Annotated in this window: 21 protein-coding genes; 15 read left to right on the top strand and 6 right to left on the bottom strand. The window is 63.7% G+C overall.

Features of this window, described 5'->3' with window-relative positions; translation table 11 throughout:
- Positions 1-3: 3 nt before the first annotated feature.
- The 4 genes from ShzoTeo12_RS21590 to ShzoTeo12_RS21575 form a co-directional block, all read right to left on the bottom strand.
- Positions 4-726 (bottom strand): DUF72 domain-containing protein, encoded by a 723-nt coding sequence (locus ShzoTeo12_RS21590; RefSeq protein WP_318914197.1) that lies wholly within the window; start codon positions 724-726, stop codon positions 4-6.
- Positions 727-1,024: 298 nt separating this feature from the next.
- Positions 1,025-1,216: a hypothetical protein gene (locus tag ShzoTeo12_RS21585; protein WP_318914195.1), complete on the bottom strand. Its 192-nt coding sequence runs from the start codon at positions 1,214-1,216 to the stop codon at positions 1,025-1,027.
- Between the two features lie 21 nt (positions 1,217-1,237).
- A complete protein-coding gene (locus ShzoTeo12_RS21580) occupies positions 1,238-1,981 on the bottom strand; it encodes an SDR family oxidoreductase (RefSeq protein WP_318914193.1) in 744 nt (247 codons plus the stop codon).
- On the bottom strand, positions 1,974-2,723 hold the full coding sequence (locus ShzoTeo12_RS21575; protein ID WP_318914191.1) for an SDR family oxidoreductase: 750 nt from the start codon (positions 2,721-2,723) through the stop codon (positions 1,974-1,976). Before ShzoTeo12_RS21575 ends, ShzoTeo12_RS21580 begins: the two co-directional genes overlap by 8 nt.
- A 98-nt stretch (positions 2,724-2,821) precedes the next feature.
- Between ShzoTeo12_RS21575 and ShzoTeo12_RS21570 the strand changes: the two genes are divergently transcribed.
- Entirely contained in the window at positions 2,822-5,878 is a 3,057-nt protein-coding gene (locus ShzoTeo12_RS21570) for an FAD-binding and (Fe-S)-binding domain-containing protein (protein ID WP_318914190.1), read from the top strand.
- A gap of 34 nt (positions 5,879-5,912) precedes the next feature.
- Positions 5,913-6,644, top strand: coding sequence for a FadR/GntR family transcriptional regulator (locus tag ShzoTeo12_RS21565; RefSeq protein ID WP_318914188.1), 732 nt, complete (start codon positions 5,913-5,915; stop codon positions 6,642-6,644).
- A gap of 30 nt (positions 6,645-6,674) precedes the next feature.
- Here ShzoTeo12_RS21565 and ShzoTeo12_RS21560 read toward each other — a convergent pair whose 3' ends face one another.
- Positions 6,675-7,460, bottom strand: coding sequence for a DeoR/GlpR family DNA-binding transcription regulator (locus tag ShzoTeo12_RS21560; protein ID WP_119255914.1), 786 nt, complete (start codon positions 7,458-7,460; stop codon positions 6,675-6,677).
- Between the two features lie 251 nt (positions 7,461-7,711).
- Between ShzoTeo12_RS21560 and ShzoTeo12_RS21555 the strand changes: the two genes are divergently transcribed.
- The 13 genes from ShzoTeo12_RS21555 to ShzoTeo12_RS21495 all read left to right on the top strand — a co-directional run bounded on the left by ShzoTeo12_RS21555 (position 7,712) and on the right by ShzoTeo12_RS21495 (position 21,449).
- Positions 7,712-8,521, top strand: a complete 810-nt coding sequence (locus ShzoTeo12_RS21555) for an inositol monophosphatase family protein (protein ID WP_318914186.1) — start codon at positions 7,712-7,714, stop codon at positions 8,519-8,521.
- Between the two features lie 56 nt (positions 8,522-8,577).
- A complete protein-coding gene (locus tag ShzoTeo12_RS21550; protein ID WP_318914184.1) occupies positions 8,578-9,597 on the top strand; it encodes an ABC transporter substrate-binding protein in 1,020 nt (339 codons plus the stop codon).
- Positions 9,598-9,652: 55 nt separating this feature from the next.
- Positions 9,653-10,660, top strand: a complete 1,008-nt coding sequence (locus ShzoTeo12_RS21545; protein ID WP_318914182.1) for an ABC transporter ATP-binding protein — start codon at positions 9,653-9,655, stop codon at positions 10,658-10,660.
- Positions 10,657-12,333: an ABC transporter permease subunit gene (locus tag ShzoTeo12_RS21540; protein ID WP_318914181.1), complete on the top strand. Its 1,677-nt coding sequence runs from the start codon at positions 10,657-10,659 to the stop codon at positions 12,331-12,333. The genes ShzoTeo12_RS21545 and ShzoTeo12_RS21540 overlap by 4 nt, the downstream gene beginning before the upstream one ends.
- A 44-nt stretch (positions 12,334-12,377) precedes the next feature.
- Positions 12,378-13,139, top strand: a complete 762-nt coding sequence (gene surE, locus ShzoTeo12_RS21535) for a 5'/3'-nucleotidase SurE (RefSeq protein ID WP_318914179.1) — start codon at positions 12,378-12,380, stop codon at positions 13,137-13,139.
- A gap of 212 nt (positions 13,140-13,351) precedes the next feature.
- The gene (locus ShzoTeo12_RS21530) at positions 13,352-14,464 is read left to right on the top strand and encodes a branched-chain amino acid ABC transporter substrate-binding protein (RefSeq protein ID WP_119255919.1); all 1,113 of its coding nucleotides are present in this window, start codon (positions 13,352-13,354) and stop codon (positions 14,462-14,464) included.
- A 67-nt stretch (positions 14,465-14,531) separates the two neighbouring features.
- On the top strand, positions 14,532-15,449 hold the full coding sequence (locus ShzoTeo12_RS21525) for an ABC transporter permease subunit (RefSeq protein ID WP_318914177.1): 918 nt from the start codon (positions 14,532-14,534) through the stop codon (positions 15,447-15,449).
- A gap of 10 nt (positions 15,450-15,459) precedes the next feature.
- Positions 15,460-16,761: a high-affinity branched-chain amino acid ABC transporter permease LivM gene (gene livM, locus ShzoTeo12_RS21520; protein ID WP_318914175.1), complete on the top strand. Its 1,302-nt coding sequence runs from the start codon at positions 15,460-15,462 to the stop codon at positions 16,759-16,761.
- Positions 16,758-17,576 (top strand): ABC transporter ATP-binding protein, encoded by an 819-nt coding sequence (locus ShzoTeo12_RS21515; RefSeq protein WP_318914174.1) that lies wholly within the window; start codon positions 16,758-16,760, stop codon positions 17,574-17,576. The genes livM and ShzoTeo12_RS21515 overlap by 4 nt, the downstream gene beginning before the upstream one ends.
- Entirely contained in the window at positions 17,573-18,292 is a 720-nt protein-coding gene (locus tag ShzoTeo12_RS21510) for an ABC transporter ATP-binding protein (RefSeq protein ID WP_318914172.1), read from the top strand. The genes ShzoTeo12_RS21515 and ShzoTeo12_RS21510 overlap by 4 nt, the downstream gene beginning before the upstream one ends.
- Before the next feature lie 12 nt (positions 18,293-18,304).
- Entirely contained in the window at positions 18,305-19,735 is a 1,431-nt protein-coding gene (locus tag ShzoTeo12_RS21505; protein ID WP_318914171.1) for an aldehyde dehydrogenase family protein, read from the top strand.
- An 11-nt stretch (positions 19,736-19,746) separates the two neighbouring features.
- Entirely contained in the window at positions 19,747-20,496 is a 750-nt protein-coding gene (locus ShzoTeo12_RS21500; protein ID WP_318914170.1) for an electron transfer flavoprotein subunit beta/FixA family protein, read from the top strand.
- A gap of 23 nt (positions 20,497-20,519) precedes the next feature.
- Positions 20,520-21,449 (top strand): electron transfer flavoprotein subunit alpha/FixB family protein, encoded by a 930-nt coding sequence (locus tag ShzoTeo12_RS21495; protein WP_318914168.1) that lies wholly within the window; start codon positions 20,520-20,522, stop codon positions 21,447-21,449.
- 43 nt (positions 21,450-21,492) lie between these two features.
- On the opposite strand, the gene ShzoTeo12_RS21490 is transcribed toward ShzoTeo12_RS21495, so the two are convergent.
- Positions 21,493-22,395: a LysR substrate-binding domain-containing protein gene (locus ShzoTeo12_RS21490; RefSeq protein ID WP_318914166.1), complete on the bottom strand. Its 903-nt coding sequence runs from the start codon at positions 22,393-22,395 to the stop codon at positions 21,493-21,495.
- Positions 22,396-22,413: the final 18 nt, after the last annotated feature.

Below are 22,413 nucleotides of genomic sequence, written 5' to 3'. Positions count from 1 at the left end.
TATTCACCGGAGAACTCTCGTCTCCGCAGGCCGCAGGGGCCGCCCGAGCATCGTCAGTGCATTTTCGATCGCGGCTCCGGAGGCGGTATTGTCGAAGACGCACCAGCCATCGGGCGCCGCAAGGTTCCGGAACGACCTTATCTCTTCCTCCGTATAGCTCGAATAATAAACCTTCGGCTTGCCGTGGAGGCGAACATATCGCGGCGGGTCGGCGAAACCCTCTGCCGGCCACACCAGCGCCGGATCGGCGAGAACCCGATCGATCGCGTATCTCTCAAGCAGATCCAATGCCTCGTCGGACGCCCAGCTCCTGTGGCGCACCTCGATGACGATCGGCCCCGTATCGGCATCTCGCATTGCCCTGAATGCTATCTCGAACTTGTCGGCATCGAACGTCAGCGAGGGCGGAAGCTGGCACAGCAGGGGACCGCGTTTTTCACCGAGCGGGGCGATATCTTCGAGGAAAGCATCGAATGGCCCGGCGATCTCCCTCATCGCGCGACTATGGCTGATCTCTCTGGGAATCTTCAACGAGAACCGGAAGCGGTCCGGCACGGATTCGGCCCACCGCGCGAAGGTCGATGTCTTGTGCCGATAGTAGAAAGTCGAGTTGATCTCCACACCGTCGAACATGGATGCATATCTGGTGAGACCGCTTCCCTCCCGGGCAAACAGGTGAGCCAGTTTCTTCGGGATCGACCATGCGGCGGTCGCAACGATCGGCAAATCAGCCTTCTCCTGTGCTTCTTCAGAACGAGTGCCTGCAAGAGTAATGAGAAGACCGGCGATGAGGTTCGCTGAAAAATGTCGACCTGCCGCCGATTTTCATCCGGCACGGCGTCGGAGGGCGTGCCCGCTGAACGGCACCAAGCGTATCTTGCTATATTCCCGCTGCGTGCTGTGCTCCGGTGAAGTGATGGCGGCAATGATCGCCTCGCGGCATCGACTATGCGATTTTCTTTTACAATCCGAAGCGGGAATCTGCCGCGCAAGGACGAGAACGTCCCGCCGTCGGCGTCAAATCTCAATCCTCAAGGGGATCGTGGAAACCGGCCGGAAGGGCAAAGCCCGAGACAGGTGCCGGAGGTTCGGCATTGGCGTCCGGGCGTGTCTTCGGAAGCATCGCATGCGCCGCGACCACGGAACGGATCGCGACGGGACGATAGTTGCGAACGAGGTCCGGCCGGAGCCTTTCCTCACAAGTCTTGTCGACCATGGCCTCTCCTTCCGACGGATGTCACTGCGCGTCGAACTTCACCATCGTTCCCCCGCCGGTCGCCTGATCGGTCGGAAACACCTCGACGCGTGCCACATCCACATAGACGGGCAATGCGATGACGTCGCTGACGATGCGGGCGATATGCTCCGGCTGGATCGGCCGGTAGCCGTCATAAAGCACGGCCTGCGCCTGGTTGTTGGCGATGGATGTACGATAGAGGTCCGTCTGCACGCGGCCGGGCACGATCTCGCTGACCCGCACGGACGTCCCAAGCAAATCGCAGCGCAGGTTGTCGCAGAAGAGGCTGAGCCCCGCTTTCGAAGCACCGTAAGCACCCATGTTCGGATAGGGCGCCTGCCCGCCGCTGGAGCCGATATAGATGAGGTGACCGCGCTTGCGCGCCACCATGCCCGGAAGCACGGTGCGCGTCAGGTGCAACGGCGCCTTGAGATTGACGTCGATCATCGCGTCGATCTCGGCCGGATCGATGTCCTGGAAGGCGGCGCGAGTCGAAAGGATACCGGCATTATTGACGAGCACATCGACCTCGACGCCCTCAAGGGCCGCCGCGATCCGCGCGGCATCCCGGACGTCGGCTTGCACCGGAAGCGCGCCGGTCGCATCGGCAAGTTCGGCGAGCTGCGCCTCGTTGCGGCCGACGGCATAGACCGTGAGGCCGCGGGCGCGTAGCATCGGCACGATCGCCTTGCCGATACCGCTGGTGGCGCCGGTGACGACGGCAGTGCGGTAGGCGTCAGACATAGATGTAGCCCCCGCTGATGACGACGTTTTCGCCGGTCGCATAAGTATTCCGGCTCGACGCCATCATGACGATCCATTCGGCCATCTCGACCGGCTCGGCTGCACGGCCGAGCGCGCTGGCCTTCGCGAGTTCCGGCAGGAATCCGAGTTCCTTGGCGCGGTCGGTGGCAAAGCCGGCCGGGGCGACCGAGTTCACAAGGATCTGGTCGCTGGCGCATTCCTGCGCGAAGGACTTCGTCAGGCTTACCACGGCAGCCTTCGTTGCGGCATAGTGGGCATTCTGCGGATGCGCCTTGAAGGCATCGACCGACGTGACATTGACGATGCGGCCGGTCACCTCGGGCGCACTGACGAACTGGCGCATATGACGCACCGCGGCAACCATCATATGATAGGTGCCCTTGACGTTGATGGCGTTTTCAAGATCCCAGTCCTCGTCGGTGATTTCGAGGATAGGCTTGCGCGGATAGATGGCCGCGCTGTTGACCAGCGCATGGACGCGGCCGAGCCTGGCCGCGACCGACTCGAAGCCGCCATGGGCCGTCTCGGCACGGGAGATGTCGGCAACAGCCGTGGCCACTTCAGCGCCGAGCGCCTCCAGCGCCGCGGCGGACGAAGCAAGCAGCGCTTCATTGCGATCGATCAGGCCAATTTTCGCAGCGCCCTGCGCGACCATCAGCTTGGCGGCAGTGAGCCCAAGGCCCGAGGCGCCGCCGACGATGACAACGGACTGGTTCTTCATGCTTACGACCTCGTGATTTCGGGTTGCGCCGTTACATTGGTGTGCTATCACTTATATGATAAGTTTTAGGAAGCGCAAGCTCGTTTTTTGGACTCTCCATGATTCCCCGTCTGACCTCCGCACAGCGCGCGCCCTCCCTCAGCGAGGGCTTCGTGCAACACCTCGCCGGCTCGGGCTTCAAGGGCGATATCGGACAGGGGGCGGCGGACAGGACCGTTTTCGCCACCGACAATTCCATCTACCAGGTCGAACCAGCCGCGATCCTCTTTCCGAAGGACGTCGATGACCTGAAGCGCATTGCCAGGGCGCTTGCCCGCCCGGAATTTTCGAGCGTTGCGATCACCCCGCGCGGCGGCGGTACCGGCACCAACGGCCAGTCGCTGACAACGGGCATCGTCGTCGATTGCTCGCGCCACATGAACCGCATCCTCGAGATCGATCCGGTTCGCCGGGTCGCGCGGGTGGAGGCCGGCGTCGTCAAGGACCAGCTCAACAAGGCGCTCGCACCGCATGGACTGTTCTTTGCTCCCGAACTCTCCACCTCGAACCGGGCGACGATCGGCGGCATGGTTTCGACGGATGCGTGCGGCCAGGGGTCTTGCCTCTACGGCAAGACAAGCAATCATGTTCTGGGGCTGCGTGTCATCCTGACGGACGGCACCGATTTTTCCTCCCGGCCGGTATGCCAGGAGGAATTGCGGGCACTGCAGATGCGGCGCGACCGCATCGGCGACATTCATCGCACGCTTGCCCGCATCGCCGCCGACGACCGCGACGATATCGAGCGCATCTTTCCGAAACTCAACCGCTTCATGACAGGCTACGACCTCGCCCATCTGGTCCGGAAAGACGGCGGATTCGATCTCAACGCGGTGTTGTGCGGCTCCGAAGGCACGCTGGCGATGATTGCCGAGGCTGAACTCAATCTGCTGCCGCTTCCGGCGCACGCGGCGCTTGTCAACATCCGCTACGACAATTTCAATGCGGCGCTCGAGGATGCACGCAATCTCGTCGCGCTCAACGTCGCCTCGGTTGAAACGATCGACGAGACGGTGCTGCGGCTGGCCAAGGGCGACATCATCTGGCCCCGCATTGCGACCTTCTTTCCCGACGATGCGGATGGCGCCGCGAACGGCATCAATATCGCCGAGATTCTCGCGGATACGCCGCAGGAGCTGGCTGAGAAACTCTCGGCCGTGACCGCGGCGCTGAAAGCCAATCCCTTTCCCGGCCGCAAGGGTTTTACGACGACCCATGGCAAGGCCGAGATCGAGGCCGTCTGGGCGATGCGCAAGCGGGCAGTCGGCCTGCTCGGCAATGTCGAAGGTCCGGTACGGCCGGTTCCTTTCGTGGAAGATACCGCGGTCCCGCCGGAAAACCTTGCCGCCTATATCCGGGAATTCCGGGCGCTACTCGACGGAGAGAACCTCACCTACGGCATGTTCGGCCATGTCGATGCCGGGGTGCTCCACGTGCGCCCGGCGCTCGACCTCACCCGCCCCGAGCACGCTGCGCTCGTTCGCCGGATCAGCGATGCCGTCGTGGCCTTGACACGCAAATATGGCGGCGTCCTCTGGGGCGAACATGGCAAAGGTGTGCGCTCGGAATATGTGCCCGAGTTTTTCGGGCCGCTCTATCCGCGCCTGCAGGAGATCAAGGCGGCCTTCGACCCGCTCGGCCAGCTCAACCCCGGCAAGATCGTCGCGGCGGCAAGCAGGGCGCTGCCGAAAATCGACGAGATTCCGCTGCGGGGCACGATAGACCGCAGCATAGGCGACGAGATTCGCGCCACCTTCGGTAACGCCGCCTATTGCAACGGCAACGGCGCCTGCTTCGATTTCGATGCGGACACGCTGATGTGTCCTTCCTACAAGGCGACGCGCGACCGGCGCTTCTCGCCAAAGGGCCGCGCTTCGCTGATGCGCGAGTGGCTGCGGCAGCTTGGGGAAAAAGGCGTCGATCCGCGCCGGGAAGCCACGCGGCGAAACCCGTTCGGCTTCGCCGGCCGCCTCTGGAACAGCCTCAATCCCGCCAATCGCAACGATTTCTCCCATGAGGTGCGCGCGGCAATGGATACGTGCCTTGCCTGCAAGGCCTGTGCCGGGCAATGCCCCGTCAAGGTCAGCGTGCCGGCATTTCGCGCCAAGTTCCTCGCGCTCTACTACCAGCGCTATCTTCGTCCTTTGAAAGATCCGCTCGTCGCCGCCATCGAAACCACCTTGCCGGGGATGGCGCGAATGCGGCCGCTCTATAATGCCGTCATCAGTTCGTCTTCTGGGCAGGCCGCCATGCGTCGCGCGGGCCTTACGGCGCTGCCCGTTCTCCCACCGCTATCGGCGCGGCGGGCGCTTGCCCGGCAGAACATGCCCGTCGCCACACCGGCAGAACTGGCCCGTCTCGACGCAGCGGCTCTGGCGAACACCATCGTTTTCGTGCCGGACGCCTTTACCGAGCACTTCGATCCGCAGGTGCTTCTCGACGCCATCGAAGTGGCGCGGCTGCTCGGCTTTTCCCCGCTCATCGCGCCGCCGCTGGTCAACGGCAAGGCATTGCACGTCCATGGTTATCTGGGCGCCTTCGAAAGGACTGCACGCCGCACCGCCGCCGCGTTGGACCGGCTTGCGCAAGCCGGCGCAACCCTCGTCGGCATCGATCCGTCCATGACACTTGCCTTTCGAAGCGAATATGCCGGCACCGGCCTGCGGGCGCGCATTCTCTTGCCGCAGGAATGGCTGGCCACCGTGCTCGACCGGCTCCCCTCGTCCACCCTTCATGAGCAAGGGAGCTACCGGCTCATGGCCCATTGCACGGAGCGCACCAACGCGCCGGCCGCCATCGGGCAGTGGCAGGCCGTATTTAAAAAACTGGGCGTGGACCTGCTTGTCGGCGAAACAGGCTGTTGCGGCATGGCGGGCACATTCGGCCATGAGGTGCGCAACCGCGGAATATCGGAAACGCTCTATGGTATGAGCTGGCAACCCGCGCTTGCCGCCACCGGGGCTGCGGATATGGTGATGGCGACGGGCTATTCCTGCCGGTCGCAGGCCAAGGCGATAGACGGCCTCAGCCTTCCCCACCCGCTTCAAGCCATCCGCACCATTCTGCAACGGAATCCTGGCCTTCCTTCCCGCAGAGATACCACGTATGATGTATGATAAATGCCAGGAATAACCCAGAGGCTGTATCGATATGTCGGTCATCACGCAGCGCGGCAATCTCGCTGAAATCGTCGTCGCCAAACTTGTCGAACGCATCGATTCCGGCCTCTATGCGCCAGGCGAAAAAATCCCGTCCAGCGCCCAGCTCTGCGAGGAATTCGGCGTTTCCCGCACCGTCATCCGCGAAGCCCTGACCTCGCTGAAGGTTGCGGGCCGTGTCACCGCCCGTCAGGGCGCCGGCGTGTATGTGACGGAAAAGGACGCGAGAACGCTGAATTTCGAAATCAGCCGGATCGACGATATCCGTTCGGCCATGCAGATCCTGGAATTGCGGCTTGGCGTCGAGATGCAGTCGGTGGCGCTTGCCGCCCAGCGGCGCACGCCCGAAGCGCTCGCCGAGATCGCCCGCGCCTTCGACCATATCGAGAACCTCGACACCGACAATGCCGAGATCGAGGCACGCGCTGATTTCGAATTCCATCTCGCCATCGCCAGGGCGACGCGCAACCCGCATTTTCCGCGCTTCCTGGAAGCCGTCATGGGCGAGATCAATTTCGATCTCGTGCTGAAGCACAGCCAGTCCGGCCGCTCCTACAATGCCTATTTGAAGAAGATCAACAAGGAGCACGCCGCCATTCTCGCGGCGATCACGCAAGGCGATGCCAGGGCCGCGAAACAGGCCCTTGCCGCGCATCTGGAGGAAAGCCTCAATCGCTACCGCGCCTTGCTGGCGGAACCGGCGGACATGAAAACGAAGGGGTAAATCTCTTCTGGCTCAGCCAGGGAACGGGCGTCACTCAGCGACGATCAGGCCGGGCACCGCACCGGCAAACGCACCGAAGGCCGGAATTGTCCGCGCCTTCGGATCGACCACCAGATAGTCGATGTCTTCGATCGCGCAAAAGGCCACCCTTGCGGCAACACCCACCTTGGAGTGATCAGCCAGGATGATCCGGGTGGCGGCGTTGTCCGTCATGGCCCGGGCCACCTCGGCGCTGTGCGCATAGTGGTCCATGGCCCCGCCCCGCAAATCAATTCCCCAGGGCGATATGATCGAGACGTCTGCACGGAAGCGCTGTATCTCGTTGATGGTCGCAGGCCCGTATGTCTCGATCGGATTGTGTTTCACGTCCCCGCCCAAAAGGACGACCCTGAACCCCCGGGACGGCTCATCCGGCTTTTCGGCGAGCGTCATGGCGATCTCGAGCGAGTTGGTGATGATCGTCAGGTCTCTCAGCCCCGATCGCCCGGCAATCTCCTCGGCCATGATGGAGAGCGTCGAACCGCCATCCATGAAGATCGTCTGCCCGTCGTGCAGGAGGGAGAGCGCGCGCACGCAGATCGCTCTTTTTTCCTTGAGCCGCTGCGTGATGCGCACGTCGAAAGCAGGATCTTCAGGCGTAACCGGCACGGCGCCGCCACGCAGCCGCTTCAACTCGCCCGCCGCCTCCATCTCCACGAAATCACGCCGGATGGTCTCACGCGACACACCGCATTCCTCGGCGACGCGATCAGCGGAAACCTGACCATAGGCGGCCAGAAGTGTCCGAATTTTCTGCTGCCGTTCTTCCTGCCACATGCTCAGAAACTCCGCTTCTCAGCACCAATATAGAAACCCACATTTTGCCTCAAGTCCAAAAAAATCCATAAAACCACAATTTCGCACACGCCCACATATTGCCACATCCGCGAAATCGCGATACGACTTCACTCCAACGGCCGATCCGCTGCGGAACCGGCTGCACGACGAACAGAGCTCTCCGAAGACATTTCAACCTTCCTGGAGGCGTGCGCTGCCGCTCACGCCCCTTGCCGGTCCGTGGAGATTAAATGGGACGGGATAAGCATGTTTTGGACGGCCATCTGGAACTGGCCGTGGAACTGGCGGATGTCGCCCATGGCATCCTCGTCAAGGCAATCGATTCCACGCTGGCGGTAGAGGTAAAGCCCGACCGCAGCCTCGTGACCCAGATCGATCTTGAGATCGAACGGCGGATGCGCACCCTCATCGCCGATCGCTTTCCGGCTCACGGCATCATCGGCGAGGAGGATGGGACCGAGAATGGGGGCGCAAGCCACATCTGGGTGCTCGACCCGGTGGACGGCACCGCCCAGCTTATCGCCGGCATGCCGGTCTACGGGACGCTCATTGCCCTGGCCATCGATGGGGTGCCGTCCCTTGGCGTCATCGACATTCCCGCCATCGGCGCGCGATGGATCGGAGCGGTTGGTCGCCAGACGGTGAAGAATGGACGACCGGTGAAGGTACGCTCCTGCAGCGCCCTCTCCTCGGCCATCCTGACGAACAGCAATCAGGATTACCTGCCACCGGGCGGACGGCCGGTGCTTGACGCCCTGCGCGAGGCGACCGGCGCCCGCGTCTACGGCGGATCCTGCCTCAACTACGGGATCCTTGCCGAAGGGCGCACCGACCTCGCGCTCGACGGTGGCCAGAAGGTCCACGATTTCGCTCCCTTCCGCCCCATTGTCGAAGGCGCCGGCGGCATAGTCACGGACTGGCGGGGCCTGCCGCTGACATTGGAAAGCTCCGGAAACCTGCTCGGCGCCGGCGATCCGGACCGCCACCGCGAAGCGCTCGCCATCATCGCCGAATGCCGTGCGGCGGAATGCGCGGCGTGAACGCAACCCTCCCGACGCGCCGAGAACACATGATCCATCACAAGAAGGGGAATGACATGACATACTGGAAGCGTACAAAGAAAATCGCCGCTACCGCGCTCTTCGCAGGCGCGGCCTTCCTCCAGCAAGCCATGGCGGGCGAGATCACGGTCTACTCGGCACTCGAGGAAGAGGAGATCAACCTTTTCGTCGAGAAAGCGAAGGAGGAGCTCCCGGATGTCAAGATCAACGTGCTGCGCCTGTCGACGGGTAATCTGACAGCCCGTCTCATTGCCGAAGCGGGCAATCCTCAGGCCGACGTCGTGCTCAGTCTGCCCGTCACCAACATCATGAACCCGACCATCGAGGCCATGTTCGAACCCTATGCGGTCAAGGGTGTCGACAAGGTGCCGGCCCAGTTCCGTGATCCGGAAAACCGCTGGTTCTCGCTGGCAGGCTATGTCGAGGTATTCTGCGCCAATACCGATCGGCTGGCGACCCTCGGCCTGCCCGTTCCCAAATCCTGGGAAGAACTTGCCGACCCGAAGTACAAGGGCGAGGTGGTGATGCCGGACCCGGTCTCCTCAGGCGTCGGTTTCGTCAACATCACGGCGCTCATCTACGGTCTCGGCGAAGAAAAGGGTTGGGATCTGATTGGCCGCCTGACGAAGAACATCGCACAGTTCACCAGTTCCGGTTCGCGCCCCTGCCGCATGGCGCAGGCCGGCGAATTCGCCATCGGCGTCAGCTATGAAGTGCCGGCGATCCAGGCGGTCAATGAAGGTTATCCCGTCGAAACCGTGCTTCCGGGCGATTGGGTCGGCTTCGAGATTTCCGGCATCGGTCTCCTCAAGGGCGCGAAGAACCCCGACGACGGCAAGAAGTTCCTCGACTGGATGCTGACGCCGAGCCCGCTCGGCATCTACGCCTCCCTGAAGCCCGTCACCACCATTCCCGGCACGGCACAGTCGGAAGCGGCGAAAGAAGCCGGTTTCCCCGCAGACATTTCCAGCAGGCTCTCGAAGATGGATTTCGCCGCGATGGCGCGCGATCGCGAGCAGATTCTGGCTCGCTGGTCGGAAACAACCGGTCGTTAGTCGTCCTCGCCCGGTGCCCGCTCAGGCGGGCGCCTCCCTTCCGTGGAGATACCTCATGCTGGATATCAGCCACCTGCACAAGAAATATGGTTCCTTTCTTGCGCTCGACGACATCAATGTGCATGCGGGCAGCGACGAGTTCGTCTGTCTGCTCGGCCCGAGCGGTTGCGGCAAGACGACCCTCCTGCGCATCGTCGCGGGGCTTGAAAGCTATGCCGACGGAGAGATCCGCTTCGATGGCCGCGACCTCAACACGATCGACGTGCGCAACCGCAATTTCGGGATCGTCTTCCAGTCCTATTCGCTGTTCCCCAACATGACGGTCGGCGAGAACATCGGCTATGGCCTGAAGATCCGCGGCGTACCGAAGGCCGAGATAGAAAAACAGGTACGCGCCCTGCTCGACCTTATCCGCTTCCCCGACCTGATCGGCCGCTATCCGCACGAACTTTCCGGCGGCCAGCAGCAGCGCGTCGCGATCGCCCGAGCGCTGGCTGTCGCGCCATCGCTTCTGCTGCTGGACGAGCCGCTATCGGCGCTCGACGCCCGCGTGCGTCTCGATATCCGCGGCGAAATCCGCGATCTGCAGCGGCGGTTGAAAATTCCGACGATCATGGTCACGCACGATCAGGAAGAAGCGCTCAGCATGGCCGACAAGGTGGTGTGCATGAACCACGGCCGCATCGAGCAGGTCGGCACGCCGCACGATCTCTATTTCCGCCCGCGCACGAAATTCGTGGCGAGCTTCATCGGCACCAGCAATTTCTTCGATACCGAGGAAGCCGGCACGCTGTTCGGTGAAAGGCTCTCCGCCGTGCAACAGGACGGTGTCATCGGCGGTTCGCTCCTCGTGGTGCGCCCCGAGGAGCTTGTGCTGACCGCCGACCCCGCGGGTGAGGCCATCGTCGAGGATGTGGCCTTCCTCGGGAATGTCAGCCACGTGCGGCTCGACTGGCGGGGCCGGGCGATCACCAGCGATCTGCGCCTCGGCCAGCGGTTCGTGCCGGGCGAACGGGTCTCCCTTTCCCTTCACGACGGCCGCGGCCACTGGGTGGCACCATGACGGCTCTCCCCTTCCTGCCCAGGGCACGATCCAGACGGCACGCCAATCCGGACCGGCTGTTCTTCCTTGCTTGCCTGGTGGTGCCGCTCGCCGCACTCGCCCTCTTCTTTCTCTATCCGCTGTCGCAGATCGTCGGGCGCAGCCTCACAGAAGGCGACGGCTCGCTCGGGTTCGGCAATTATGCCGGCGTCTTCCAGCTCGCCCATATCCCCCGCGTGATCGGCAACAGCCTGCTGATCGGCGGCGTCACCACGCTCGTCTGCGTGGTGCTCGGCTTCGCCATCGCCTTCATGCTCCAGCGTACGAAGATCCCCGGCAAGCGGCTGATCCGCATCATCCTGATCCTGCCGCTGCTCGCTCCCTCGCTGGTGCAGGCGCTCGGCCTGATCTTCCTCTTCGGCCGCAACGGGCTCATCAACAAGTATCTGCATCTCGACATTCAGATCTACGGCTTCTGGGGTCTGCTGATCGCCAACTGCATGTATGCCCTGCCGCAGGCGGTGATGATCCTCGAGACCTCGCTGCGCCGGTCCGACGCCCGTCCCTACGACGCTGCCCTCCTGCTTGGCGCGTCACGCTGGCGGCGCTTCGTCGACATCACCTTCCCTTCGGCCAAGTTCGGCCTGATCAGCGCCGCCTTCGTCGTCTTCACGGTCTCCGTCACGGACTTCGGCAATGCCGCCGTCATCGGCGGCTCGTTCCAGGTGCTGGCCATGGAGATCTACACCCAGGTCGTCGGCCAGATGAACTTCAACATGGGCGCCGTCGTCGGCATCATGCTGCTGCTGCCGACGCTGCTTGCCATCTACATCCAGCGGGTCGCCAATCAACGCCAGTTCGGCGGCTCGTCGGAAAGCGCGGTGCCTGTTGCACAGGACTACGTGCCGTTGCGCGACCTGCCGCTCGGCCTCGTCGTCCATGCGATCGGCCTCGTGGTCTTTGCGGTGGTCGCCACCGTCGTCTACGCCAGCTTCGTGAAGCTCTGGCCCTATCGGCTCGACTTCACGCTGGCGAACTACGACATCTCCATGGCGGGCGGCTACGATTCTCTCTGGTCGACGCTGCTCATCTCCCTTGAGACCGCAGCCATCGGGACACTTTCGCTCTTCCTGCTGGCGCTCGCCCAGCGCCGGCTGGGGCCGGTCGCGGCGCGCGTGGTCTACTTCCTGGCGATCGTACCGGTCGGCGTACCCGGACTGGTATTGGGCCTGTCCTATGTCCTGTCCTTCAACGTATCGGGCTCGATGCTCGGCGCGCTCTACGGCTCGGCCTTCCTCATCGCGATCTGCAATTTCTACCACTACCACTCCCAGGGCTTCCTCACGATGGTGACGGGCATCCGCGCCGTACCGAAGAGCCTCGAGGAAACCGTCACCTGCATGGGCGGCAGCAATCTCCATGCACTGCGCGATGCCGTCATGCCGGTGATGACGCCGACGCTCGTCTCGGTGTTCTTCTTCCTGTTCATGCGGGCGATGGTCACGCTCTCGGCCGTCATCTTCCTCGTCACGCCGTCCATGACGGTCGCGGCGGTGACGGTCATGCGGCTCGACCAAGGCGGCAAGAGCACGCAGGCGGCGGCCTTCTCCGTCTGCATCATGGCGACGGTGCTCGCCGCGACGCTCGTCATGCACGCCATCCTCGCCCTCGTCGGCCGGCCGAAAGCCCGCTGACGCCCGCCCCTTCAACATCCAAAACCTCATTTGCGAGACATGACATGAGAATTCTGCTTACCAACGACGACAGCATCCACGCCGACGGCTTCCGTGTGCTCGAGGAGATCGCCCACACGCTGTCCGACGACATCTGGTCCGTGGCGCCGGAAACGGACCGCAGCGGCCTTGCCCATTCGCTGACCCAGCTTGAGCCGCTACGCGTGCGCAAATACGGTGACAAACGCTATTCCGTTACCGGAACGCCCGCCGACTGCGTGATCGTCGGCGTGCGCGACCTTCTGCCCGAACCGCCCGATCTCATTCTCTCCGGCGTCAATTCCGGCGCCAACATCGCCGACGACATCATCTATTCCGGCACGATCGGCGGCACGATCGAAGGCACGCTGTTCGGCGTGCCTTCGATCGCGCTCTCGCAGCATTACGACTTCGTCGATGGCGAGCGCGTCTTCAACTGGGACATCAGCCGCAAGAACGCCCCGGCCATCATCCGCAAGCTGCTCTCCCTGCCGCGCAAGGAAGGCGTCTTCTACAACATCAATTTCCCGAACTGCCGCGACGAGGAGCTCCAGGCGGTACGCGTCGTCTCGCAGGGCAAGCGCGCCCACGGCTACCAGGTCGAACAGCGGCTGGATGGCCGGAAGTTCCCCTATTACTGGATCCATTCCGTGCATGACATGGCGGAATACGAGGTCGGCAGCGATGCCGAGGCGCTGGCGCTGAAGGCGCCCTCCGTCTCGGCTCTGCGCATCGACATGACGGACTACGAGACCAACCACAGCCTCGTATCGCTCTTCGGCTCATGAAGACGCCATCGACGCATCAAGGATAGCTTGTCGATCGACGGAATTTCTTACGCACTCCGGCGCGTGGGCAGCCCCTATACTCTTTTCAGTGGCCAAAAAACTGCAAGGACGAGCGCAGAAGAAAACGCCTGCGCTCGCCCCTGTGACAACAACAGATGCGGAGCGAACCGTATCCCACTGAAGAGTTTAACGGCTTAACCAGAGGGAAGCCCATGATCCAGATTTCGAAAATCCTGGCGGCGACTGCCATCGCCTCCACCCTGTTTCTCGCCCCGGCCTTCGCCGACACGGTCAAGATCGGCGTCGCCGGTCCCTATACCGGCGCGAACGCCACGTTCGGCGAGCAGGTCTTTGCGGGCGTCTCCGCCTATGTGAACGAAGTGAACGCCGCCGGCGGCATCGACGGCAAGCAGATCGAGCTGGTCAAGGGCGACGACGCCTGCGAGCCGAAGCAGGCCGTTGCCGTCGCCAACCGCTTCGTCGACCAGGACAAGGTGCAGGCCGTGATCGGCCACTTCTGCTCCTCGAGCACGATCCCCGCCTCCGAGATCTACAACGACGCCGGCATCCTCGAAATGGCGCCGGCCTCCACCAATCCCACGGTGACCGAGCGCGGCCTCGAAACCGTGTTCCGCGGCTGCGGCCGTGACGACCAGCAGGCGGTCGTCGCCGGCGGCTTCATCCTCGACACGCTGAAGCGCGACAAGATCGCCCTGATCCATGACAAGGACACCTATGGCCAGGGCCTCGTGGACGCCGTCAAGAAGACCATTCAGGCGCGCGGCATCGAGCCGGTTCTCTACGAGGGGCTGACGCGCGGCGAACGCGACTTCAACGCGCTCGTCACCAAGATCAAGAGCACGGGCGCGAACGCCGTCTATTTCGGCGGCCTCATTCCCGAAGGCGGCCCGCTGATCCGCCAGATCCGCGAACAGGGCCTCGACGTCGTCTTCATCAGCGGCGACTCCTTCGCGCAGAAGGAACTGATCGCGGCTGCCGGCGGCCCAGCCAACCTGAAGGACGTCTATTATTCGGCAACGCCCGATCCGCTCGCCGACCCGTCCACCAAGGGCGTTCAGGATGCGCTGAAGGCAGCGGGCGTCGCCCCGGCCAACTACACGCTCTACGGCTATGCGAATGCGCAGGCCGTCGTCGGCGCGCTCAAGGCCGGCGCGGACATCAAGGCCCAGACGGACTGGCTGCGCAGCAACACGGTCGATTCCGCCATCGGCAAGATCACCTGGGACGAGAAGGGCGACATCAAGGACTTCCAGTTCGTCTTCTACGATTTCGACGACCAGGGAAATCCGGTCCTCGTCAAGTAAGGCGGCATCGCCGGCCGGAACACCATCCGGCCGGCCTCACCGTGCCCGAAATTCAGGGGGTTCACGTATGGATGTCTATATCCTCATCCAGCAACTGTTCAACGGCGTCACGCTCGGCACGATCTACGGGCTGATCGCCGTCGGATACACCATGGTCTATGGCGTCATCCGCATGATCAACTTCGCCCATGGCGACGTCTACATGGTCTCGGCCTATATCGCCGCGATCACCCTTGCCGTGCTCACCTTCTTCGGCATCCAGTCCGTGCCCTTCGCGCTGATCTCGGTGCTGGTGATCACCTGCGCCATCACCGCCGTCTACGGCTGGGCCATCGAGCGCGTCGCCTACCGTCCCCTGCGCGGCTCCACCAAGCTCGCCCCCCTGATTTCCGCCATCGGCATCTCGCTGATGCTGCAGAGCTACGTGCAGATCTCGCAAGGCGCGCGCGATCAGGGCGTGCCGACGCTCATCAGCGGCGCCTTCCGCTTCGGCGACGACACCCATTTCGCGCAGATCACCTACATGCAGACGGTGATCCTGCTCGCCGCGCTGATCGCCATGGGCATCCTCACCTATGTGATCACCTATACGCGCATCGGCCGCGAATGCCGCGCCACGCAGCAGAACATCCGCATCTCCGCCGTGCTCGGCGTCAACACCGACCGCATCATCTCGACCGTCTTCGTCATCGGCGCCGCCACGGCCGCCGTGGGCGGCACGCTCGTCACCTTCAACTACGGCTCCTTCAACTTCTTCATCGGCTTCGTCATGGGCATCAAGGCCTTCACCGCGGCCGTCCTCGGCGGCATCGGCTCGCTGCCCGGCGCCGTGCTCGGCGGCGTGCTGCTCGGCCTGACGGAGGCGCTGTTCGCCGGCTATGTCAGCACCGACTACAAGGATGTCTTCGCCTTCGCGCTGCTCATCGTTCTCCTGTTCTTCCGCCCCTACGGCCTGCTCGGCCGGCCGGAAATCCAGAAAGTGTGAGGGCAGGACCATGGAACAGAACCGCTTCCTCACCCTCGCCAAACAGGCGCTCCTCACCTTCACCGTCTCGCTCATCCTCTTCGGCCCGATCTCCGGCTTGGTGCTGGAAGGCTTTTCCTTCCGCAACGAGCTGACGCGCGCCGTGCTGCTGGCCGCCATCGTCACCGCCGGCCGCATCGCGCTGTCGCTGGTCGGCATGACGGCCCTGGGCCGGAAGGTCGCCGGCAGGGCCGCCAGCAGCGGCAGCGGCGTCACGGTCATGACGGGCAAGGAGAAGTCGCCCGTCCTCATCCTCGGGCTGATCTTCCTTGCCGGGCTCGCCCTTCCTTTCTTCGCCGACAAATATTTCCTCGGCATCGCGATCCTCGCGTTGATCTACTGCCTGCTCGGCCTCGGGCTCAACATCGTCGTCGGCCTTGCCGGCCTGCTCGATCTCGGCTTCGTCGCCTTCTATGCGGTCGGGGCCTATCTTCTGGCACTCGGCGCGCAATATCTCGGCCTCGGCTTCTGGAGCGCGCTCGTCATCGCGCCGTTCCTCGCCGGGTTCTGCGGCATGGTGCTCGCCTTTCCCGTGCTCAAGATGCATGGCGACTATCTCGCCATCGTCACCCTCGGCTTCGGCGAGATCATCCGTCTCGTGCTGAACAACTGGCTGGACTTCACCGGCGGCCCGAACGGCGCGCCCGTACCGCCGCCGACACTCCTCGGCCTCGAATTCACCCGCACGGCCAAGCAGGGCGGCGTGCCGCTGCACGACTATTTCGGCATCACCTACAGCGCAGACTACAAGTTCTGGTTCATCTACTTCGTGCTGTTCCTCGTCGTCTGCCTCGTCATCTATGCCGTCGAACGCCTGCGCGTCATGCCGCTCGGCCGCATGTGGGAAGCACTGCGCGAGGACGAGATCGCCTGCCGCTCGCTCGGCGTGAACCACGTCTTCACCAAGCTCACGGCCTTCATGCTCGGCGCTTCGACCGGTGGCCTCGCCGGCGTGTTCTTCGCCGTCCACCAGGGCTTCGTAAACCCGACTTCCTTCACCTTCTTCGAATCCGCGCTCATCCTCGCCATCGTCGTGCTCGGCGGGCTCGGCTCCACGGTCGGCGTCATCGCCGCCGCCCTTGTGCTGACGATCCTGCCCGAACTGCTGCGCGACTTTGCCGAATACCGCGTGCTGATCTTCGGCGTCCTGATGGTGGTCATGATGATCTGGAAGCCGCGCGGTCTCGTGCACATCAAGCGCCCGGCCTTCTTCCCCAGCACGGCCGCGGAGCGGGACATTCCGCTTGCGGCAAAGCCGGAGGCTGCCCGATGAACACGCCTCTCCTCGACGTTCGCAACGTCACCATGCGCTTCGGCGGCATCGTCGCCAACCGCAATGTCAGCTTCGCCGTGGAGCGCGGCGCGGTGACGGCCCTCATCGGTCCAAACGGCGCCGGCAAGACGACGATGTTCAACTGCATCACCGGCTTCTACCGCGCCAGCGAAGGCGAGATCGTGCTGAACGGCCGTGACGGCGCCGAGGATATCGGCGCGCTGATGACGCGGCCCATCACCGGCGGCTCGCATCTCGTCACCCGCGCCGGCATCGCCCGCACCTTCCAGAACATCCGCCTCTTCAAGGAAATGTCCGTCGTCGAGAACCTGCTGGTCGCCCAGCATCTGGTCACGGCCAACAACCTTCTCTCCGGCATCTTCCGCACGCCGGCCTTCCGCCGGGCCGAGCGCGAGGCCGTCGACCGGGCCTATCACTGGCTCGGCGAGATGAACCTCACCGACGACGCCAACCGCCTTGCCGGCGAGTTGCCCTACGGCCGCCAGCGCCGCCTCGAGATCGCCCGCGCCATGTGCACGGGCCCGCAGCTCATCTGCCTCGACGAGCCGGCCGCCGGCCTCAACCCGTCCGAAACGCGCGAGCTTTCCGAAGTCATCCAGCGGCTGTGCCGCGAACACGGCCAGACGGTGCTCGTCATCGAGCACGACATGGGCCTCGTGATGCGCATTTCCCAGCACATCGTCGTGCTCGACCACGGCGAGGTGATTTCCGACGGCACGCCCGAGCATGTGGCGAACGACCCCGCCGTCATCGCCGCCTATCTCGGCGTCAGCGAAGAGGACGTAGAAGCATGAGCGAGGCACCCCTGCTCGAATTTTCCGGCGTGCGCGCGCATTACGGCCCGGTCGAGGCGCTGAAGGATGTGAACGTCCACATCTTCAAGGGCGAGATCGTCAGCCTGATCGGCGCCAACGGCGCCGGCAAGACGACGCTTCTCTCCTCGATCTTCGGTGCGCCGCGCGCGTCCTCGGGACATATCCTGCACAAGGGCGAGGACATTTCCCGCCTGCCGACCAACCGGATTTCCCGCCGCGGCATCGCACTCGTGCCCGAGGGCCGGCAGATCTATCAGGAGATGAGCGTCGAGGAGAACATGATGATGGGCACGACGCCCATCGGCATGGCGCATTTCGACGAGGACCGGGCGACGATGTTCGATCTCTTCCCGCGCCTCAAGGAGCGCCGCAACCAGACGGCCGGCACCATGTCCGGCGGCGAACAGCAGATGCTCGCCATCGCCCGCGCCATGATGGCCCGTCCGGAACTGATCCTCTTCGACGAGCCCTCGCTCGGCCTCGCCCCGCTCGTCGTCAAGCGCGTCTTCGAGGTGCTGAGCGAGATCGCCGCCATGGGCAAGACGATCTTCCTCGTGGAGCAGAACGCCAACCACGCGCTGAAGCTCTCGCAGCGCGCCTATGTCATGGTGAACGGCCGCATCCACCTTTCTGGCGAAAGCGCTGCCCTTCTCGACAACGAAGATGTCCGCAAGGCCTATCTCGGCCTGCACTGAACGGAAAAGAAAATGCTGCACAAGAACCTGATTGCCGGCGAATGGGTCTCCGGCGACGCTTCGGCGAACATCAATCCTTCCAACACAAACGACGTCGTCGGCGACTATGCGCGCGCCAGCGCCGAGGACACGAAGGCCGCCATCGCCGCCGCCAGGGCCGCGCTGCCTGCCTGGTCCCGCTCCGGCATCCTGGAACGCCATGCAATCCTGAAGAAGGCCGGCGACGAAATCCTCGCCCGCAAGGAGGAGCTTGGCCGCCTGCTTGCCCGCGAAGAGGGCAAGACGCTGCCGGAAGCCATCGGCGAAGTCACCCGCGCCGGCCAGATATTCGATTTCTTCGCCGGCGAAACCCTGCGGCTTTCCGGCGAAGTGCTACCCTCGGTGCGTCCGAATATCGGCGTCGAGATCACCCGCGAGGCCATCGGCGTCGTCGGCATCATCACGCCCTGGAATTTTCCGATCGCCATTCCCGCCTGGAAGATCGCGCCCGCGCTCGCCTACGGCAACACGGTCGTCCTGAAGCCCGCCGATCTCGTGCCGGGCTCCGCCTGGGCGCTCGTCGATATCCTGCACCGTGCCAGCACACCGGCCGGCGTCGTCAATCTCGTCATGGGCCGCGGCAGCGTCGTCGGCCAGACGCTGCTCGACAGTCCCGACGTCAACGCGCTGACCTTCACCGGTTCCGTCGGCACGGGCAAGCGGGTCGCGCTCGCCTCGGTCGAGCACAATCGCAAATTCCAGCTCGAAATGGGCGGCAAGAACCCCTTCGTCGTACTCGACGATGCCGATCTTGCCGTCGCCGTCGAGGCGGCCGCCAATTCGTCCTTCTTCTCGACCGGCCAGCGCTGCACCGCGTCCTCGCGCCTGATCGTCACCGAGGGCATTCACGACCGTTTCGTCGCCGCATTGACGGACCGCCTGAGGGGCCTCGTCATCGATGACGCCCTCAAGGCCGGCACCCATATCGGCCCCGTCGTCGACGAAAGCCAGTTGAAGCAGGATGCCGATTATATCGACATCGGCCGCTCGGAAGGCGCAAGGCTGGCATTCGGCGGCGAAAGGCTGGAGCGGGAAACGCCCGGCTTCTATCTTTCGCCCGCCCTCTTCACTGAGGCAACCAACGACATGCGCATCGCGCGCGAGGAAATCTTCGGCCCGGTCGCTGCCGTCATCCGCGTGAAGGATTACGACGAGGCGCTGGCCGTCGCCAACGATACCAGCTTCGGGCTTTCGTCCGGCATCGCCACGACGAGCCTCAAGCATGCGACCCATTTCAAGCGCAACTCGGAAGCCGGCATGGTCATGGTCAACCTGCCGACGGCCGGCGTCGATTTCCACGTGCCCTTCGGCGGCCGCAAGGGCTCGTCCTACGGCCCGCGTGAACAGGGCCGCTATGCCGCCGAGTTCTACACCACCGTCAAGACCGCCTATACACTCGCCTGAGGATCCAGCCCATGAAACTTCTCGTGCCCGTCAAGCGTGTTGTTGACTACAACGTAAAGATTCGTGTGAAGGCGGATGGCTCGGGTGTCGAGCTTGCCAATGTGAAGATGTCGATGAACCCGTTCGACGAGATCTCGGTCGAGGAGGCCCTGCGCCTGAAGGAAGCGGGCAAGGCTGAGGAAGTGGTGGTCGTGTCGATCGGCCCTGCGAAGGCCGAGGAGACGCTGCGCACCGCGCTCGCCATGGGCGCCGACCGCGCCGTGCTGGTCGAGACGGATGATGCCGTCGAACCGCTTGCCGTCGCCAAGATCCTCAAGGGCGTGGCCGAGGCCGAACAGCCCGGCCTGATCATCGTCGGCAAGCAGGCGATCGACGACGACAGCAACCAGACCGGCCAGATGCTCTCGGCGCTGCTCGGCTGGGCTCAGGCGACGTTCGCCTCCAAGGTCGAGATCGGCAATGGCTCTGCGCAGGTCACCCGCGAAGTCGACGGCGGTCTGCAGACCATCGAGGTCAAGCTTCCGGCAGTGGTCACCACCGACCTTCGCCTCAACGAGCCGCGTTATGCCTCGCTGCCGAACATCATGAAGGCGAAGAAGAAGCCGCTCGACAAGAAGGCCCCGGCCGACTTCGGCGTCGATACGAGCCCGCGCCTGAAGGTGCTGAAGACCGAGGAGCCGTCGGGCCGCAAGGCGGGCGTCAAGGTCAAGTCGGTTGCCGAGCTGGTCGAAAAGCTCAAGACCGAAGCCGGCGTGCTCTAAAGCAGGAAAGGGAGAACTAAACCATGGCCATTCTTCTTCTGGCAGACCACGACAACGCCACCCTTTCCGACCAGACCGCCAAGGCGCTGACGGCAGCGAGCAAGATCGGCTCCGACGTGCATGTGCTCGTCGCCGGCTCGGGCGCTAAGGCTGCGGCCGATGCAGCCGCAAAGCTCTCGGGCGTCTCCAAGGTCCTGCTCGCCGACGACGCCAGCCTCGGCAACAATCTCGCAGAACCGCTGGCCGCGCTCATCGTGTCGCTCGCCGGCAATTACGATGCCATTGTCTCGGCTGCCACCTCGGTCGGCAAGAACGTGCTGCCGCGCGTTGCCGCCCTGCTCGATGTCGCGCAGGTCTCGGAGATCGTCGAGGTCGTGTCGGCCGACACGTTCAAGCGTCCGATCTATGCGGGCAATGCCATCCAGACGGTTCAGTCCACCGATGCGAAGAAGGTGATCACCGTACGCACGGCGTCCTTCGCCGCAGCCGGCGAAGGCGGAAGCGCATCCATCGAGACCATCTCTGCCGCCGCGAACCCGGGCCTTTCGACCCACGTCAAGGATGCGCTGTCCTCGTCCGACCGTCCGGAGCTGACATCGGCGAAGATCATCATCTCGGGTGGCCGTGCGCTCGGCTCGTCGGAGAAGTTCCAGGAAGTGATCCTTCCTGTCGCCGACAAGCTGGGTGCCGCCGTCGGTGCGTCCCGCGCGGCCGTCGATGCGGGCTATGCGCCGAACGACTGGCAGGTCGGTCAGACGGGCAAGGTGGTCGCGCCGCAGCTCTACATCGCCTGCGGCATCTCCGGTGCGATCCAGCACCTTGCCGGGATGAAGGACAGCAAGGTCATCGTCGCGATCAACAAGGACGAGGAGGCGCCGATCTTCCAGGTCGCAGACTACGGCCTCGTCGGTGACCTCTTCGAAACCCTCCCGGAGCTTGAGAAGGCCCTCTGAGCCGGTTGCACGAAGGGGCGCTCTAGCGCCCCTTCGTGACGCTTCACCATTGTTCGGCAGAAATCCATTCGCAGAAGACAGAGATGATCTTCACCCGCTTATGGGCTTTCGGAACGACGAGGTAGAAGCCGGGGACGTCCTTCTTGTCCATCGTCTCGAGGATATCGATGCCGAGCGGCGCGACCAGCGTGCCCGCCTCGATATCGGCGAGCGCATCGAGCTTTGAAACGAGGCCGACGCCGATGCCGGAAATGCTGCCCCTGCGCATCGTCGCGGCGTCCTGGAACTCGATCTCGCCGGCCATCTCCATCGACGGCAGGCCGAGATGCGCCAGCACCTTGCGCCAGAGGTCCCGCGCCATGACAGGATGGAGCAGCGTCATGCGGCCGAGGTCGGCAGGCGAAGAGATCTGCCTCGCCAGTTCCGGCGAGCAGCAGATGATCTTCGGATCGTGCATCAGCAACCGGACATCATATTCCTTCCAGTTGCCGAAGCCCCACTGGATGGAGACGTCCACCTCGTCCGCCGCGAAGTCGCGGACATTCACCATCGTCGTCAGGCGGATATCGGCGCCGGGCATGAGCTGGCGAAAGCGCTCGAGCCGCTCCATCAGGTAACGGGTGGCGAAATACGGGCTGACATTGATGTTGATGCGGTTGCGGTAAGTCGAATTGGTGACCCGGCGGATGCCTTCGGTAAATTCGTCGAATCCCGCCTGAATGAAATGCGAGAGGATGATCGCATGCTCGGTCGGCTCGATGACCCGCGCCTTCCGCTCGAACAACGGAACGTGCAGGGTATCCTCAAGCAGCTTGATCTGCTGGCTGATGGCCTGCGGCGTGACGAGAAGCTCGTCCGCCGCGCTGCGGAACGTCCCCTGGCGCATGACGGCCCAGAAGGCGCGCAATGCATTGAGAGGGGGAAGCCGCGTATGTTGTCCAGCCAAGTCACCCTCCGGCAGGCG

This window comes from Shinella zoogloeoides, assembly GCF_033705735.1.
Lineage (GTDB): Bacteria > Pseudomonadota > Alphaproteobacteria > Rhizobiales > Rhizobiaceae > Shinella > Shinella zoogloeoides_A.
Note: the sequence above shows the minus strand (reverse complement) of the source record. Positions and strands in the feature narration are given on the sequence as shown.

What these genes read in the sequence shown, in the direction of transcription:
- ShzoTeo12_RS21585 (WP_318914195.1), bottom strand. Translation starts at nt 1,216, where the DNA reads ATGGTCGACAAGACTTGTGAGGAAAGGCTCCGGCCGGACCTCGTTCGC.
- ShzoTeo12_RS21575 (WP_318914191.1), bottom strand. Translation starts at nt 2,723, where the DNA reads ATGAAGAACCAGTCCGTTGTCATCGTCGGCGGCGCCTCGGGCCTTGGG.
- ShzoTeo12_RS21540 (WP_318914181.1), top strand. Translation starts at nt 10,657, where the DNA reads ATGACGGCTCTCCCCTTCCTGCCCAGGGCACGATCCAGACGGCACGCC.
- ShzoTeo12_RS21500 (WP_318914170.1), top strand. Translation starts at nt 19,747, where the DNA reads ATGAAACTTCTCGTGCCCGTCAAGCGTGTTGTTGACTACAACGTAAAG.
- surE (WP_318914179.1), top strand. Translation starts at nt 12,378, where the DNA reads ATGAGAATTCTGCTTACCAACGACGACAGCATCCACGCCGACGGCTTC.
- ShzoTeo12_RS21545 (WP_318914182.1), top strand. Translation starts at nt 9,653, where the DNA reads ATGCTGGATATCAGCCACCTGCACAAGAAATATGGTTCCTTTCTTGCG.
- ShzoTeo12_RS21525 (WP_318914177.1), top strand. Translation starts at nt 14,532, where the DNA reads ATGGATGTCTATATCCTCATCCAGCAACTGTTCAACGGCGTCACGCTC.
- ShzoTeo12_RS21570 (WP_318914190.1), top strand. Translation starts at nt 2,822, where the DNA reads ATGATTCCCCGTCTGACCTCCGCACAGCGCGCGCCCTCCCTCAGCGAG.
- ShzoTeo12_RS21580 (WP_318914193.1), bottom strand. Translation starts at nt 1,981, where the DNA reads ATGTCTGACGCCTACCGCACTGCCGTCGTCACCGGCGCCACCAGCGGT.
- ShzoTeo12_RS21550 (WP_318914184.1), top strand. Translation starts at nt 8,578, where the DNA reads ATGACATACTGGAAGCGTACAAAGAAAATCGCCGCTACCGCGCTCTTC.
- ShzoTeo12_RS21565 (WP_318914188.1), top strand. Translation starts at nt 5,913, where the DNA reads ATGTCGGTCATCACGCAGCGCGGCAATCTCGCTGAAATCGTCGTCGCC.
- ShzoTeo12_RS21560 (WP_119255914.1), bottom strand. Translation starts at nt 7,460, where the DNA reads ATGTGGCAGGAAGAACGGCAGCAGAAAATTCGGACACTTCTGGCCGCC.
- livM (WP_318914175.1), top strand. Translation starts at nt 15,460, where the DNA reads ATGGAACAGAACCGCTTCCTCACCCTCGCCAAACAGGCGCTCCTCACC.
- ShzoTeo12_RS21530 (WP_119255919.1), top strand. Translation starts at nt 13,352, where the DNA reads ATGATCCAGATTTCGAAAATCCTGGCGGCGACTGCCATCGCCTCCACC.
- ShzoTeo12_RS21510 (WP_318914172.1), top strand. Translation starts at nt 17,573, where the DNA reads ATGAGCGAGGCACCCCTGCTCGAATTTTCCGGCGTGCGCGCGCATTAC.
- ShzoTeo12_RS21555 (WP_318914186.1), top strand. Translation starts at nt 7,712, where the DNA reads ATGGGACGGGATAAGCATGTTTTGGACGGCCATCTGGAACTGGCCGTG.
- ShzoTeo12_RS21505 (WP_318914171.1), top strand. Translation starts at nt 18,305, where the DNA reads ATGCTGCACAAGAACCTGATTGCCGGCGAATGGGTCTCCGGCGACGCT.
- ShzoTeo12_RS21515 (WP_318914174.1), top strand. Translation starts at nt 16,758, where the DNA reads ATGAACACGCCTCTCCTCGACGTTCGCAACGTCACCATGCGCTTCGGC.
- ShzoTeo12_RS21495 (WP_318914168.1), top strand. Translation starts at nt 20,520, where the DNA reads ATGGCCATTCTTCTTCTGGCAGACCACGACAACGCCACCCTTTCCGAC.